A 14,232-nucleotide genomic window follows, 5' to 3' on the forward strand; every position below is an offset into this window, starting at 1 on the left:
ACGAGCCTATCGGCCCGCACCGACATCCTCGGTGGGCGGTTCCTCACAGTGTGCTTGCGCGGAACCGTTCGACTGCCCTCCCGGCCCCTGGGTGAGCAGCCGCTCCAGTGCTGCCCGGCCGGGCAGATCCTTGGGGCGTACGACGTCTCCGGTGCGGACGTAGAGAAACGCGGCCGTGACCGATTCCACAGGGATGCCCTGCCGCTCGGCCCAGGCCAACCGGTACACGGCGAGCTGGAGGGGGTCGGCGGTGCGGGTGCGGCCGGTCTTCCAGTCGACGATCTCGTACGTCGTCGTGTCCCCGTCGCTGTGTCGGTAGACGGCGTCGATACGGCCCCGGATCACGCGGCCGGCGATGGCGAGCTGGAAGGGCGTCTCCACCCGGTAGGGGGTGCGGTGGGCGTACTCGCTGCGCTCGAAGGCGTCCTTGAGGGCTTCCAGGTCGCGTTCGTCGGCGATCTCGGCGTCACTGCCGGGCAGGTCGTCGGGCTCCAGCATGGGCAGGGTCAGGGCCTCGAAGCGGGCTTCGACCCAGGCGTGGAACCGGGTGCCCTGGCGTGCGGCGGGTTGCGGGGGGCGCGGCATGGGGCGCGCGAGCTCCTGTGCGAGCCCGTCCGGGTCGCTCGCCAGACGCAGGACCTGGGACGCGGTGAGTGACGCGGGCAGGGGCACGTCGGTGACGGCTTGCCGTGTGCGCAGGAGTTCCCCGGCCAGGGCGTCGAGGTCGCGGTCCCAGGAGGCGATGGTGCGGGCTTCCTCGGGGGTGAGCCGGGGGTGCGTGGGAGGCTGCTGCTGGGCGCGTGGGTGCTTGGACGGGCGCTCCGCACGGTGGGCGCGCGCCTCTTGAGGCTCACGCTCCTCGGGATGGCTGCGCGGGCCCTCGCCGGGGCCGGGGGGCTCGTCGCCGTCCGGGGCCGTGGCCTGGTGCGGAACGGCCGCGCGGACCGTCGTCCAGGAGTCCCAGTCGGCGGGGTCCTCCGGGAGGGACTCGTCCCCGGCGTCCACGAAGTCTTCCGGGTCCGGTTCTGCGAAGTCCCGCTCTGCGAGGTCCCGGTCGTCGAAGTCCGGCTCCTCGTCGTCCGGTGGCGGGGGCCAGTCCGGGTCGTCGTAGGTGTCCGGGTCGTGGGCGGCTGCGGGATGGCCGTCCGTGGGGGAGGCGAGGTTCTCCAGATGGGCCAGGACCGTCTCGGCGGCGGCGCGGCGGCGCGCGAGGGCGGTGTCGTCGAGGGGCAGGGGCCAGACCTGGTCGGCGCTCTGTCCGTGCAGGGCCGGGTTCTCCGCGTCCTCGGCGGGTTCGTCGGCCCAGGCCTCGATCTCGCCGTAGCCGGACGTGCAGTGGTCGGACAGGGCCTTGAGGAAGTCGGACGGTCCTCGGGGCTTCTTCTGTGTCGGTCCCCACCAGTGGCCGGAGCCGAGGAGGAGGGAGCGCGGGCGGGTGAAGGTGACGTAGCCGAGGCGGAGTTCCTCGGTGTGCTGGTGGTCCTTCATGGCCTCGTGGAAGGCCTTCATGCCGCGTGAGTCCCAGGAGTCGATGTCGGGCAGGGTGTCGGTGTCGCCGCGCAGCGCGTGCGGCAGCACCTTGCCCTGGGCGGTCCACTTCTCGCGGCCCTGGGTGCTCGGGAAGGTCCCGGTGACCAGGCCGGGGACGGCGACGACATCCCACTCCAGGCCCTTGGACTTGTGCGCGGTGAGCACCTTCACGGTGTTCTCACCGCCGGGCAGGGCGTTGTCGAGGCCCTTCTCGTACTGGGCGGCGGTGCGCAGGAAGCCGAGGAAGGCGAGGAGGCTCGCCTCGTTGTCGCCGGCCGCGAACGAGGCGGCGATGTCGAGGAAGTTGGACAGGGTCTCGCGGCGGCGGGCGGCCAAGGCGTGCGGGGACGCCGACAGTTCGACCTCCAGGCCGGTGACGGCGAGGACGCGGTGCAGGACGTCCATCAGGGGGTCGGCGAGGGAGCGGCGAAGGTCCCGCAGTTCGGCGGCCAGGCGCGCGAACCGCACGCGCGCGTCCGGTGAGAAAGGCAGCCCGTCGTCGTCCTCGTCGTCGCTGTAGAGGGGCGTCTCCAGGAAGGTCTCCAGGGCGTCGGCGAGCGATATCACCTCGGCGGGGTCGACCCCCTCGACGGCCTCGGCGAGCCGGCGGTCGGGGTCGTCGTCGCCGTCCACACGCGCGTGCGACACGAGCCGCCGGGCACGCCGGCCGAGGAGGGCGAGGTCGCGCGGGCCGATGCGCCAGCGCGGGCCGGTCAGCAGGCGGACCAGGGCGGCGTTGGCACCGGGGTCCTGGAGGACCTCGCAGACGGCGACCAGGTCGGCGACCTCGGGCAGGTGCAGCAGGCCCGAGAGTCCCACCACCTCGACCGGGACGTCCCGTTCGACGAGGGCGCCCTGGATCTCCGCGAAGTCGGTCGCCGTGCGGCACAGGACGGCGATCTCGCCGGGCTCCTTCCCGGTGCGTACCAGGTGGGCGATCGAGTCGGCGAGCCAGTCGATCTCCTCGGCGTGGGTGGGCAGGAGGGCGCAGCGCACCATGCCGTCGCGCTCGGCGCCGGGGGCCGGGCGGAGGGCCTCCACGCCCGCGTGCATGGCGCGCAGGGGCTCGGCGAGGCCGTTGGCGAGGTCGAGGAGGCGGCCGCCGCTGCGGCGGTTCTCACTGAGCGCCTGGCGGGTGGCGGGCCGGCCGTCGGGGTGGGCGAAGTGTTCGGGGAAGTCGTCGAGGTTGGCGACGGAGGCGCCGCGCCAGCCGTAGATGGCCTGGCAGGGGTCGCCGACGGCGGTGACCGGATGGCCGGTGCCGCCGCCGAACAGGCCTGCCAGCAGGACGCGCTGGGCGACCGAGGTGTCCTGGTACTCGTCGAGCAGCACCACCTTGAACTCGTCGCGCAGGATGCGGCCCACCTCCGGGGCACCCGCGAGGCGTGCGGACAGGGCGATCTGGTCGCCGAAGTCGAGCAGGTCGCGTTCGCGTTTGGCGGCGCGGTAGCGGACGACCAGGTCGGCGAGTTCACGGCGGGCGGCGGCCGTCTCGGGGACCTTGCGCAGGGCGTCGTTGGTGAGCTTGGCGCCCTGCAGGTCGCGCAGCAGTTCGGCGTCGTACGCGCGCAGGCGCTCGGGGGGTACGAGGTGCTCGGCGAGTTCCGCGTCGAGGGTGAGGAGGTCGCTGACGAGGTCGGCGAAGGAGCGGGTCAGGGCCGGGTAGGGGCCGGGGGCCTCGCGCAGCACGCGCGCGGCGAGCTGGTAGCGGGTGGCGTCGGCGAGCAGCCTGGAGGTGGGTTCGAGCCCGATGCGCAGGCCGTGGTCGGTCAGCAGGCGGCCCGCGAAGGCGTGGTAGGTGGAGATCACGGGTTCGCCCGGCGGGTTGTCCGGGTCGATGACGTCGGGGTCGGTGACGCCTGCCTTGACGAGTGCCTTGCGGACGCGCTCGGCGAGCTCTCCGGCGGCCTTGTTGGTGAAGGTGAGGCCGAGGACCTGTTCGGGGGCGACCTGGCCGGTGCCGACCAGCCAGACCACGCGGGCCGCCATCACCGTCGTCTTGCCCGAGCCGGCGCCGGCCACGATCACCTGCGGGGCGGGCGGCGCGGTGATGCAGGCCGTCTGCTCCGGGGTGAACGGGATACCGAGGAGCTCCTTGAGCTGATCGGGATCGGTGATACGGGCGGGCATGTCGCAGAGGCTAGCGGCGCGCACTGACAACGGAGGACGAATCACCCCGGCGGGCCGGAAGGAGCGCAGGTCAGCACGCGTGGTGCGACTGATCACACTGGTGTGCCCAGCTCACTCCACGATCTGCCGTCCTTCCGGTTGAGCGCTGCACGAGGCCCGGAAGGCGCAGTGGGAGCAGTGCTGCCCCGCGTTCGGTGTGAACCGTTCGTCGAGGACCTTTCCCGCCGCCGTGGCGAGCAGATCTCCGACCCACTCCCCTTCCAGCGGTTCCTGCGCCTGCACCTTGGGGAGGGTCTCGCCGCCGTCCCGCTTGGGGGCGCCCTGGCGCAGCTGGACGAGTTCGGCGCCGCCCGGCTCCGGCCGTACGCCGTCGAAGGCCTCGTCGACGGCGCCCTCCCGGACGGCGAGCTGGTAGACGGCGAGCTGGGGGTGGCGTTCGACCTCGGCGGAACTCACCGGCTGCTTGCCGGTCTTGAAGTCGACGACATAGGCACGGCCCTCGCCGTCGGCCTCCACGCGGTCCATCTGACCGCGGATGCGCACCTCGACCTCGCCCGCCTCCAGGGTGACGTCGAAGTCGTGCTCGCTGGCCACCGGTGTGCGGCCGGTGCGATCCATGACGTGCCACTTCAGGAAGCGTTCGAGCGCCACGCGCGCGTTCTCCTTCTCCTGCGCCGACTTCCAGGGCGCGTCGAAGGCGAGCGCGTTCCACACGGAGTCGAGGCGCTCCATGAGGACGTCGAGGTCGGCGGGGGTGTGTCCGGAGGCGACCTCGTCGGCGAGGACGTGCACGACGTTGCCGAAGCCCTGGGCGACCGTCGCGGGCGCGTCGGCCTTCACCTCGCGGCCCAGGAACCACTGGAGGGCGCAGGTGTTGGCCAGCTGGTCGAGGGCACTTCCGGAGAGCACGACGGGCTGGTCGCGGTTGCGCAGCGGCACCTTGGACTCGGTCGGCTCGAACATTCCCCACCAGCGGTAGGGATGGGCGGAGGGGACGAGCGGGCGGCCGTCCTCGTCGGCGAGGGCGGCGAGCCGGGCCAGTCGGCGGGCGGCGGCCTCTCTCAGGGTGTCGGAGACGCGTGGGTCGACGGTGGTGGCGCGGAGTTCGGCGACCAGGGCGGCGACGGACAGCGGGCGGCGGGGGCGGCCCGTCACGTCCCTGGGTTCGACGCCGAGTTCGGTCAGGAAACGGGAGGGCTGGTCGCCGTCGTCGGCCGGTGCCTTCACCGCCGTGACCACGAGTCGCTCACGCGCACGCGTGGCGGCCACGTAGAACAGGCGGCGCTCCTCCGCCAGCAGGGCGCCCGGGGTGAGCGGTTCGGCGAGTCCGTCGCGGCCGATGCGGTCGGCCTCCAGGAGGGAGCCGCGGCGGCGCAGGTCCGGCCACAGGCCCTCCTGCACGCCCGCGACGACGACCAGGCGCCACTCCAGCCCCTTGGAGCGGTGCGCGGTCATCAGGCGGACGGCGTCGGGGCGTACGGCACGCCGGGTGAGGGTGTCGGCGGCGATGTCCTCGGCGTCGATCTCCTCGAGGAAGTTCAGGGCGCCGCGGCCCCCGGTGCGCTCCTCCGCGCGCGCGGCGGTCGCGAACAGCGCGCACACGGCGTCGAGATCACGGTCCGCGTTGCGTCCCGCGGCGCCGCCGCGCCGGGCGGCCCGCTCGAGGCGCCCGGGCCACGGGGTGCCCTCCCACAGGTCCCACAGCGCCTCCTCGGCGCTGCCGCCGTTCGCGAGGCGCTCGCGGGCCTTGCCGAGCAGCGCGCCGAGCCGCTGGGCTCCGCGCGCGTAGGCGGGGTCGTGCACGGCCAGGCGTTCGGGCTCGGCGAGCGCCCGCGCGAGCAGCACGTCGGAGGGCGGCGGCAGTGCGTTGCCCGCGGCCCGCTCCTCGTCCCGCAGAGCACGGCCGAGGCGGCGCAGGTCGGCGGCGTCCATACCGGCGAGGGGGGAGGCGAGGAGGGTGAGGGCGGTCTCGGTGTCGAGCCAGGAGGTGTCGGACGGCGGTGCTGCGGAGGGGGGCTGTGGTTCGTCGGCCGAGCCCTGCTGCGGCTCCTCCCCCGACACCGACCGCGGCTCATCGGCCGGGCCCTGCCGCGGCTCCGCCTCGGACACCGTCTGTGGCTCATCCTCCGAGTCCTGCCGCGCCTTCTCTTCAGACACCGACCGTGGCTCGTCGGCCGAGCCCTGCCGCGCCTCCTCCTCCGACACCGACCGCGGCTCGTCGGAAGCGTCGCGCTCCTCGAGCCGTACGCCACCCTCCGCCGCCTCCGCGCCGCCCTCCTCGAGCCGTACGCCACCCTCCGCCGCCTCCGCCGTGGCCACGGCGCGCAACGCCGTCAGCAGTGGCGCCACCGCCGGTTCGTGTCGCAGGGCCAGGTCGTCGCCGTCGATGTCGAGGGGGACTCCGGCCGCTGTGAGAGCGCGCCGGACCGTCGGAATGGTGCGGGATCCCGCGCGCACCAGAACCGCCATCTCGCCCCAGGGGACGCCGTCCTCCAGATGCGCACGGCGCAGGATGTCCGCGATGTTGTCCAGTTCGGTGCCGGACGTCGGGTACGTGTACGCCTCCACGCGTCCCCCGTCCCGGACCGGGGCGAGTTCGCGGTGGGCGCGGACCTTCTCCGCCGGCAGCCGGGTCAGCGGCATGCGCTGGGTCACCAGGCGGGTCGCGGCCAGCAGGGCGGCTCCGGAGCGGCGGGAGGTGCGCAGGACCTCGACGGGGGCCGTCCGGCCGTCCGCGCGCGGGAAGGCGTACGGGAAGTCGAGGATGCCGTTGACGTCCGCGCCACGGAACGCGTAGATCGACTGGTCGGGGTCGCCGAAGGCGACGAGGGTTCGGCCACCCCCGGCGAGCGCCTGCAGCAGCCGTACCTGGGCCGGGTCGGTGTCCTGGTACTCGTCGACGAACACGGCGTCGTACTGGGCGGCGAGTCGCTCGGCGACCTCGGGGCGGCGGGCGAGGAGCACCGCGCGGTGGACGAGTTCGGCGTAGTCGAGGACGCCCTGGAGGTCGAGGACGTCGAGGTACTCGGCGAGGAAGGCGGCCGCGGCCCGCCAGTCGGGGCGGCCGCTGCGGCGGGCGAAGGCGTCCAGGGCGCCTGGCCCGAGGCCCAGTTCACGGCTGCGGGCGAGGACCGCGCGGACCTCGTCGGCGAAGCCGCGGGTGGTCAGACAGGCGCGCAGTTCGTCCGGCCAGCGCACGTGCGCGAGGCCGAGCCGCTCCAGGTCCGGCTGACCGGCGAGCAGTTCACGTACGGCCACGTCCTGCTCGGGTCCCGACAGCAGCCGCAGCGGCTCCACGAACAGGTCGCTGTCCTGGTGGGCGCGGACCAGGGCGTAGCAGAACGAGTGGAAGGTGGTCGCCTGCGGCGCGCGCGCCGCTCCTATGCGCAGCGCCATGCGGTCGCGCAGCTCGACGGCCGCCTTGCGGCTGAACGTCAGCACGAGCACACGCGCGGGGTCCCCTCCGCGGGCGATTCGTGAGGCCACCGACTCGACGAGCGTGGTGGTCTTCCCGGTGCCCGGACCTGCAAGAACGAGCAAAGGGCCGCTTCCGTGCTCAACCACGGCACGCTGTGCGGCGTCCAGACGAGGGGGATCCACCCGGGCCGGCGGGGTACGCACCAGTCGGTAAGCGCCACGGGTCCCCTGTCGCACCGGGGAGTGCGACAGACGCCTGGTGGAGGAAGAGGAGCTCACGTGGTTCGCCGGTCCTGGTGGGTGTGCTGTTGGGCGGCCCGCCGCGCGTGGAGAGCGGTGGACGGGGGGTGAGGGGGACGCGTGCAGGCGACGCTACGCCGACGCCGAGTGCGGAAGCAGGGCTTCCGCTTCTTCCCGCGCGACCCATGCGGCCCACGGGACCCGTATGTCCCTCACCCCACGAACGTACGGCATGCCACGGACGTGCCCTGTTTCCCCCGTACGGGCCTCAGGGTGCCCCGGGGCCCGCGGGATGCCGGAAGCTGTCAGGTGTGACCCTCCGCACGATCGCCGCCGTCCCAGCGCGCCCGTCTCATGTCGAGGCGCGGCAGATGATTCTCGGCGGCCCTGCTCGCCTCCTTCAGAGGCGTGCCCTCGGCGCGGTAGTGATCGAGCGCCCGCAGTTCGTGCCCGGGAAGCAGGACCCCGTCCGAACGGACGACACGCCACCAGGGGACGGCTCCGCCGTACAGGGCCATGACCCGGCCCACCTGACGAGGGCCGCCCTCCTCCAGCCACTCGGCGACGTCGCCGTACGTCATGACGCGCCCGGGCGGAATGCGTTCGGCGACGTCGAGGACCCGCTCGGCGTACTCCGGCAGCGTGTCCGCGTACTCCGGGTGGGCGTCCCGAGGAAGGCTCTGCTCGCTCATCCGCCCCATCCTGCCCCACCCCACCGACAATGTGACGGGCTCGCGACCGTGGGTATCCCTCGCCCGGGAACAGCGCTTCGGGCAGACTGTGCGCCCCCGCATGTGCACCCTGACGCCCCCGTGTGTCGGTGGGGCATGCCACCATCGTGCGGGCGGTGACTGGTGATACGAGATCAAGAAGAGACGATGAAGCCACAGGGTGTGCACCCGGAGGGCGCCGAGAGCACCTCTGACGCTTCGTCGCGCCCCGACACCGCCGACGCGGACGGCAAGGACACCGACGCCTGCGTCGAGGAGGTGCACGCCGACGAGGTCGAGAGCGACGAACCGCTGCTTCCCGCGCGCGTGCACCGGCCCTCCGACCTCATGCGACTGCTGGTCGGCGTGCTGGCCGTCGTCGTCCTGCTCGCCATCGCCGCGTTCGCCCACGGCACCACCTCCGGCCTCGAACAGGACATCAACAAGGGCACCGGTCAGGCGCCCGACCTGCTCATCAAGATCGCCGGTCTCGCCTCCAGCATCGCGATCCTCCTGGTCCCGGTCGCGTTCGCGATCGAACGGCTGATCAAGCGCGACGGACTGCGGATCGCCGACGGCGTGCTCGCCGCGGTCCTCGCCCACGGTGTGACGCTCGCCACCGACCTGTGGGTCGCCAAGGCCGCCCCGAGCTCGATCCAGGAGGCGCTCACCCAGCCCTCCCCCGGCGACATCCACGCCCTCACCGACCCGGTGCACGGCTATCTGGCGCCCGTCATCGCCTATATGACGGCCGTCGGCATGTCCCGCAGGCCGCGCTGGCGGGCGGTGCTGTGGATCGTGCTGATGCTCGACGCGTTCTCGATGCTCGTCACCGGCTACACCACGCCGTTCTCGATCATCCTGACGGTGCTGATCGGCTGGACGGTCGCCTACGGGACCCTGTACGCGGTCGGCTCACCCAATGTCCGGCCCACCGGGCAGACGCTGATCGCGGGCCTCAGGACCGTCGGCTTCCACCCGGTCAGCGCGGCCCGCGAGGAGGCTTCGGAGACCGCAGAGAACAGCGACCGCGGCCGACGCTACTTCGTCACACTGGAGGACGGTCCCCCGCTGGATGTGACGGTGGTCGACCGGGAGCAGCAGGCGCAGGGCTTCTTCTACCGCGTGTGGCGCAATCTCACGCTGCGCGGCTTCGCCACCCGCAGCAGCCTGCAGTCGCTCAGGCAGGCGCTGGAGCAGGAGGCGCTGCTCGCCTACGCGGCCATCGCGGCCGGTGCCAACGCGCCCAAGCTGATCGCCACCTCCGAGCTCGGCCCCGACGCCGTGATGCTGGTCTACGAGCACACCGGCGGGCGCACACTCGAGTCACTGGCCGAGGAGGAGATCACCGACGAACTGCTGCGCAACACCTGGCGTCAGGTGCAGGCGCTGCAGTCGCGGCGTATCGCGCACCGCAGGCTCGCGGGTGACGCGATCCTGGTGGATCGTTCCGGTGCGGTGATCCTCACCGATCTTCGTGGCGGCGAGATCGCGGCCAGCACCCTGCTGCTGCGCATGGACGTCGCCCAGCTGGTGACGACCCTGGGGCTGCTGGCCGGCGCGGAGCGCGCGGTGGCCTCGGCGGTCAGCATCCTCGGCCCCGACGCCGTGGCCGACTGTCTGCCGATGCTGCAGCCCATCGCGCTGACGCGCTCCACGCGCGCGACGCTGCGCAAACTGGCCCGGGAGCGGGCCCAGCGCGAGCGTGAGGCTGTCCTGCATGCGTCCCAGCAGGCCAAGCAGGCCCGTCTGGAGGAGGCACCTGAGGACACCAGACCCGTACTCGAGAAGCCCGACAAGAAGACGGTCAAGGCAGAGGCGCGGGCCGAGAAACGGGCCATCGACGAAGCCATCGAAGAGGCACGCGAGGAAGACCTGCTGACGCAGATCCGCCACCAGGTGCTGCTGATCAGGCCACAGGCGCCGGTCGAACCGGCTCGCCTGGAGCGGGTGAAACCGCGCACGCTGATCAGCTTCATCGCGGGTGCCATCGGCGCGTACTTCCTGTTGACGCAGCTCACCCACATCGAGTTCGGGCCGCTCGTCGCCAACGCCGAGTGGGGCTGGGTCGCGGCCGCCGTGCTGTTCTCGGCGTGCAGCTACTTCGCCGCGGCCATGGCCCTGCTGGGCTTCGTGCCCGAGCGGGTGGGGTTCCTGCGGACGGTCGCGGCCCAGGTCGCCGGTTCGTTCGTGAAGATCGTCGCACCGGCCGCGGTCGGCGGTGTGGCACTCAACACGCGCTTCCTGCAGCGCCAGGGAGTGCGGCCGGGGCTCGCGGTGGCGAGTGTCGGCGCCTCGCAGTTGTTCGGGCTCGGCTGCCACATCGTGATGCTGCTGTCCTTCGGCTATCTGACCGGTACCGAGAAGACGCCGTCGCTGTCGCCGTCCCGGACGGTCATCGCGGGTCTGCTGACGGTGGCGGTGCTCGTGCTCGTGGTCACCTCCGTGCCGTTCCTCAGGAAATTCGTCGTCACGCGCGTGAGGTCGCTGTTCGCGGGTGTCGTGCCGCGCATGCTGGACGTGCTCCAGCGGCCGCAGAAGCTGGTCACCGGCATCGGCGGCATGCTGCTGCTGACGGCCTGCTTCGTGATGTGTCTGGACGCCTCGATCCGCGCGTTCGGCCAGGAGGGGACGTCGCTCAGCATCGCCAGCGTCGCCGTCGTCTTCCTCGCCGGCAACGCGCTCGGCTCGGCCGCCCCGACACCGGGCGGTGTGGGCGCCGTGGAGGCCACGTTGACGGTCGGTCTGATCGCCGTGGGGCTCCCCAAGGAGGTCGCCGCCCCGGCCGTCCTGCTGTTCCGTCTGCTGACGCTGTGGCTGCCGGTGCTGCCGGGCTGGCTGGCCTTCAACCAACTGTCCCGCAAGGGCGCGCTGTAGTCCGTACCGCCGAGCCGGGACAGGTACCTCTTACGGCCCGCGTCCCGAGCGTCCCCCCGCGCGCGACCGCAGGATGGGATCATGCCCACCCCCCCTCGACTGCGCGCCGCCGCCCTGACCACCACCGCCGTCCTGCTGACCTCCGTGCTGGCGGGCTGCGGCGGCGACTCCCAGGACGGGGACCTGTCGGCCCAGAAGCTGAGCTGGAAGGACTGCCCGGCGCCCTCCCGGGCCGAGGGCGGCGGTGACGCCCCTTCACCGCTGCCAGGTGACGACGAGTGGCAGTGCACCACCCTCAAGGTCCCTCTCGACTGGGCGAAGCCCAAGGGCGACACGATCGGCCTCGCCCTGATCCGGGCGAAGGCCAGTGGCGCCGAGGACAGGCGCATCGGCTCACTCGTCTTCAACTTCGGCGGGCCCGGCGGCTCGGGCGTCACCACGCTGCCCGCCTTCGGCACGGACTTCGCAAAATTGCGCACCCGCTACGACCTGGTGAGCTTCGACCCCCGTGGGGTCGGCCGCAGCGCCCCCGTGGAGTGCCTGAACGACCCCCAGCTCGACGTGTACTTCGCGCAGGACTGGACCCCTGACGACGCGGCCGAGCGCGCCTCGCTGCTGGCCGACACCAAGGAGTTCAACGCGGCCTGCGAGGAGAACTCCGGGAAGATGCTGCCGCATGTGCGCACGACCGAAGCGGCCCGCGACATGGACCTGATGCGCCAGGTCCTCGGTGACGACAAGCTGTACTACTTCGGCATCTCGTACGGCACCGAACTCGGCGGCGTCTACGCCCACCTGTTCCCGAAGCACGTGGGGCGCGCGGTCTTCGACGCGGTCGTCGACCCGGCGCAGAGCGGTGAGCAGGGTTCGCTCGGACAGGCCGAGGGATTCCAGCTCGCGCTCGACAACTTCGCCGAGGACTGCACCTCGCAGCCCACGGGCTGCCCCGTCGGCGACACCGCGCAGGAGGTCAGGAACCGCATCGCCGAACTGCTGGCCGACCTCGACAGCAGGCCGATCCCCGGCATCGGGCAGCGGGTACTGACCCAGACGGCCGCGACCAACGGCATCGTGCAGGCGCTGTACTCCAAGGACTTCTGGGAGTACCTCACCCAGGGCCTGGAGCAGGCGTACGACGGTGACGGCAGCATCCTGATGCTGCTGTCCGACTCGATGAACGAGCGGAGCGAGAACGGCGAATACAGCAACATGGCCGCGGCCAACGTCTCCATCAACTGCGCCGACGACAGGCCCCGGTACACCACTACCGAGGTCGAGCGGAAGCTGCCCGAGTTCCGTGCCGCGTCCCCTCTGTTCGGCGACTTCATGGCCTGGTCGATGCTGAGCTGCACCGACTGGGCCGTGGCGGGCGCCGCCGACCATCCCGACGTGAGCGCGCCCGGGTCGGCGCCGATCCTGGTCGTGGGCAACACCGGGGACCCGGCGACGCCGTACGAGGGCGCGCGCAAGATGGTGGAGGCGCTCGGAGCCGGCGTCGGGGTCGAGCTGACGTACAAGGGGCAGGGGCACGGGGCGTACGACAGCAAGAACAAGTGCGTCCAGGACGCCGTGAACGGCTATCTCCTGAGCGGAAAGGTGCCGGCGGCCGGGACCGTCTGCTCGTAGCGCACCCGCAGCCATCCCGAGGTCGGGCGAAAATCGCTGGTCAGGAGGTTATCCACAGGCCCCGACGGGTGCCGGGTGATCGGCCTACCATGGCCAGACCGACGTTCGTGGCTCGGCACGGACGGCTGGGGAGGGGGACTGGAATGGGGCGTTTCGTACGGTGGGCGGCCGTGACCGCCACAGCCGCACTGCTGGCGGCGGGCTGCAGCGGCGGCTCGTCCGACGGCGGTGAAGGGGACGAGCGGTCGGGCAGCGCGAGGCCCACCACCACAGGCGCGAAAGCGCTGCCCGCCGCGCTGACCAAGCAGAAGCTCGACTGGGAGCGCTGCAAGGCCACCGCGGACTCCTCCCCGCCCGGCAGGGACTGGCAATGCGCGACGTTGAAGGTGCCGCTCGACTGGTCGAAGCCGGACGGCGAGACGATCGACCTCGCGCTGATCCGCTCCAAGGCCCGCGGCGGCGACCGCATCGGCTCGCTCCTGTTCAACTTCGGCGGCCCCGGTGTGTCGGGCGTCACCGGAATGCCCGGGTACGCCGCCACCGTCTCCCTCCTGCGCGAGCGGTACGACCTGGTGAGCTGGGATCCGCGCGGGGTCGGCGCCAGCGAAGGCGTCCGCTGCCGTGGCGACAAGGAGACCCAGGCCGCCGAGGCGGTGGACCCCACCCCGGACACCCCTGCAGAGGAACGGGCGTTTCTCAGGGACGCGACCGACTTCGCCCAGGGCTGCGAGAAGCGCGTGGGCAGACTGCTGGCGCACGTCTCGACCACCGACACCGCGCGGGACATGGACCTGATGCGCCAGGTCCTCGGCGACGACAAGCTGCACTACTTCGGCATCTCGTACGGCACCCAACTCGGCGGTGTCTACGCCCACATGTTCCCCGAGAATGCAGGGCGGCTGGTGCTCGACGCGGTCGTCGATCCGACCGCCGACCTGGTGGACCACCGAAAGAACCAGGCCCGGGGCTTCCAGCGCGCCCTCGACAACTACCTCGAATCCACCGGCCAGGACCCCGAACAAGGCACCCGGAAGATCGCTGACCTGCTGGAGCGGATCGACGCGGACCCGCTGGACACATATTCCGGGCGGAAGCTGACCCAGGTGCTGGCGTTCACCGGCATCGTCTGGCCGTTGTACCGCCAGGACAGCTGGCCCTCGCTGACCAGCGCTCTCGACACGGCCGAGCAGGGGGACGGCTCCGAACTGCTGGCGCTCGCCGACGGCTACAACGAACGGGATGCCTCGGGCCGTTACGCCCTGGTGACGCAGTCACAACGGGTCATATCGTGCTTGGACGACAAGCAGCGGCCCACGCTCGCGGAGGCGAAGAAGCTGCTGCCCGAGTTCCAGAGAATCTCGCCCGTGTTCGGCCCCTTCCTCGGCTGGGACGCGGCCGGCTGGTGCCACGACTGGCCGGTGCCCGGACAGTACGAAACCCCGGAGGTGAGCGCACCCGGTGCGGCACCGGTGCTGGTGATCGGCAACACGGGCGACCCGGCGACCCCGTACGAGGGTGCCCGCAGGATGGCGGACGAGTTGGGCAAGGGCGTCGGTGTGGAGCTCACCTGGAAAGGCGAGGGACACGGGGCGTACGGCAACCGGAGCGACTGTGTGAACTCCACAGTGAACGCGTATCTGCTGAAGGGAACGGTGCCGAAGGACGGCAAGGTCTGCGGCCGGCGCCAGTGACGGAAAGGGGC

The 14,232-nt window shown here is 72.0% G+C and carries 6 protein-coding genes; 3 read left to right on the forward strand and 3 right to left on the reverse strand.

Going from position 1 to position 14,232, the window contains the following annotated elements:
• Nucleotides 1-6: 6 nt before the first annotated feature.
• From ACIBJB_RS26040 to ACIBJB_RS26050, 3 genes are all read right to left on the reverse strand, one after another.
• Nucleotides 7-3,660, reverse strand: coding sequence for an ATP-dependent helicase (locus tag ACIBJB_RS26040; protein ID WP_398933562.1), 3,654 nt, complete (start codon nucleotides 3,658-3,660; stop codon nucleotides 7-9).
• A gap of 111 nt (nucleotides 3,661-3,771) precedes the next feature.
• Nucleotides 3,772-7,356 (reverse strand): ATP-dependent helicase, encoded by a 3,585-nt coding sequence (locus ACIBJB_RS26045; RefSeq protein ID WP_398933564.1) that lies wholly within the window; start codon nucleotides 7,354-7,356, stop codon nucleotides 3,772-3,774.
• A 266-nt stretch (nucleotides 7,357-7,622) separates the two neighbouring features.
• Nucleotides 7,623-8,009 (reverse strand): MGMT family protein, encoded by a 387-nt coding sequence (locus tag ACIBJB_RS26050; RefSeq protein ID WP_398933566.1) that lies wholly within the window; start codon nucleotides 8,007-8,009, stop codon nucleotides 7,623-7,625.
• A gap of 186 nt (nucleotides 8,010-8,195) precedes the next feature.
• Here ACIBJB_RS26050 and ACIBJB_RS26055 point away from each other — a divergent pair, with 186 nt between their 5' ends.
• The 3 genes from ACIBJB_RS26055 (at nucleotide 8,196) to ACIBJB_RS26065 (ending at nucleotide 14,221) form a co-directional block, all read left to right on the forward strand.
• Nucleotides 8,196-10,904, forward strand: coding sequence for a lysylphosphatidylglycerol synthase domain-containing protein (locus ACIBJB_RS26055; protein WP_398933568.1), 2,709 nt, complete (start codon nucleotides 8,196-8,198; stop codon nucleotides 10,902-10,904).
• A gap of 81 nt (nucleotides 10,905-10,985) precedes the next feature.
• Complete coding sequence (locus ACIBJB_RS26060; RefSeq protein ID WP_398933570.1) at nucleotides 10,986-12,530, forward strand: alpha/beta hydrolase; 1,545 nt, start codon at nucleotides 10,986-10,988, stop codon at nucleotides 12,528-12,530.
• Between the two features lie 143 nt (nucleotides 12,531-12,673).
• A complete protein-coding gene (locus ACIBJB_RS26065) occupies nucleotides 12,674-14,221 on the forward strand; it encodes an alpha/beta hydrolase (RefSeq protein WP_398933572.1) in 1,548 nt (515 codons plus the stop codon).
• The last annotated feature ends 11 nt before the right edge of the window (nucleotides 14,222-14,232 follow it).

Source organism: Streptomyces sp. NPDC050759 (assembly GCF_044456945.1).
Classification (GTDB): Bacteria; Actinomycetota; Actinomycetes; order Streptomycetales; family Streptomycetaceae; genus Streptomyces.

Coding starts and splice junctions, on each gene's coding strand:
- ACIBJB_RS26060 (WP_398933570.1), top strand. CDS start 10,986: ATGCCCACCCCCCCTCGACTGCGCGCCGCCGCCCTGACCACCACCGCC.
- ACIBJB_RS26050 (WP_398933566.1), bottom strand. CDS start 8,009: ATGAGCGAGCAGAGCCTTCCTCGGGACGCCCACCCGGAGTACGCGGAC.
- ACIBJB_RS26040 (WP_398933562.1), bottom strand. CDS start 3,660: ATGCCCGCCCGTATCACCGATCCCGATCAGCTCAAGGAGCTCCTCGGT.
- ACIBJB_RS26065 (WP_398933572.1), top strand. CDS start 12,674: ATGGGGCGTTTCGTACGGTGGGCGGCCGTGACCGCCACAGCCGCACTG.
- ACIBJB_RS26055 (WP_398933568.1), top strand. CDS start 8,196: ATGAAGCCACAGGGTGTGCACCCGGAGGGCGCCGAGAGCACCTCTGAC.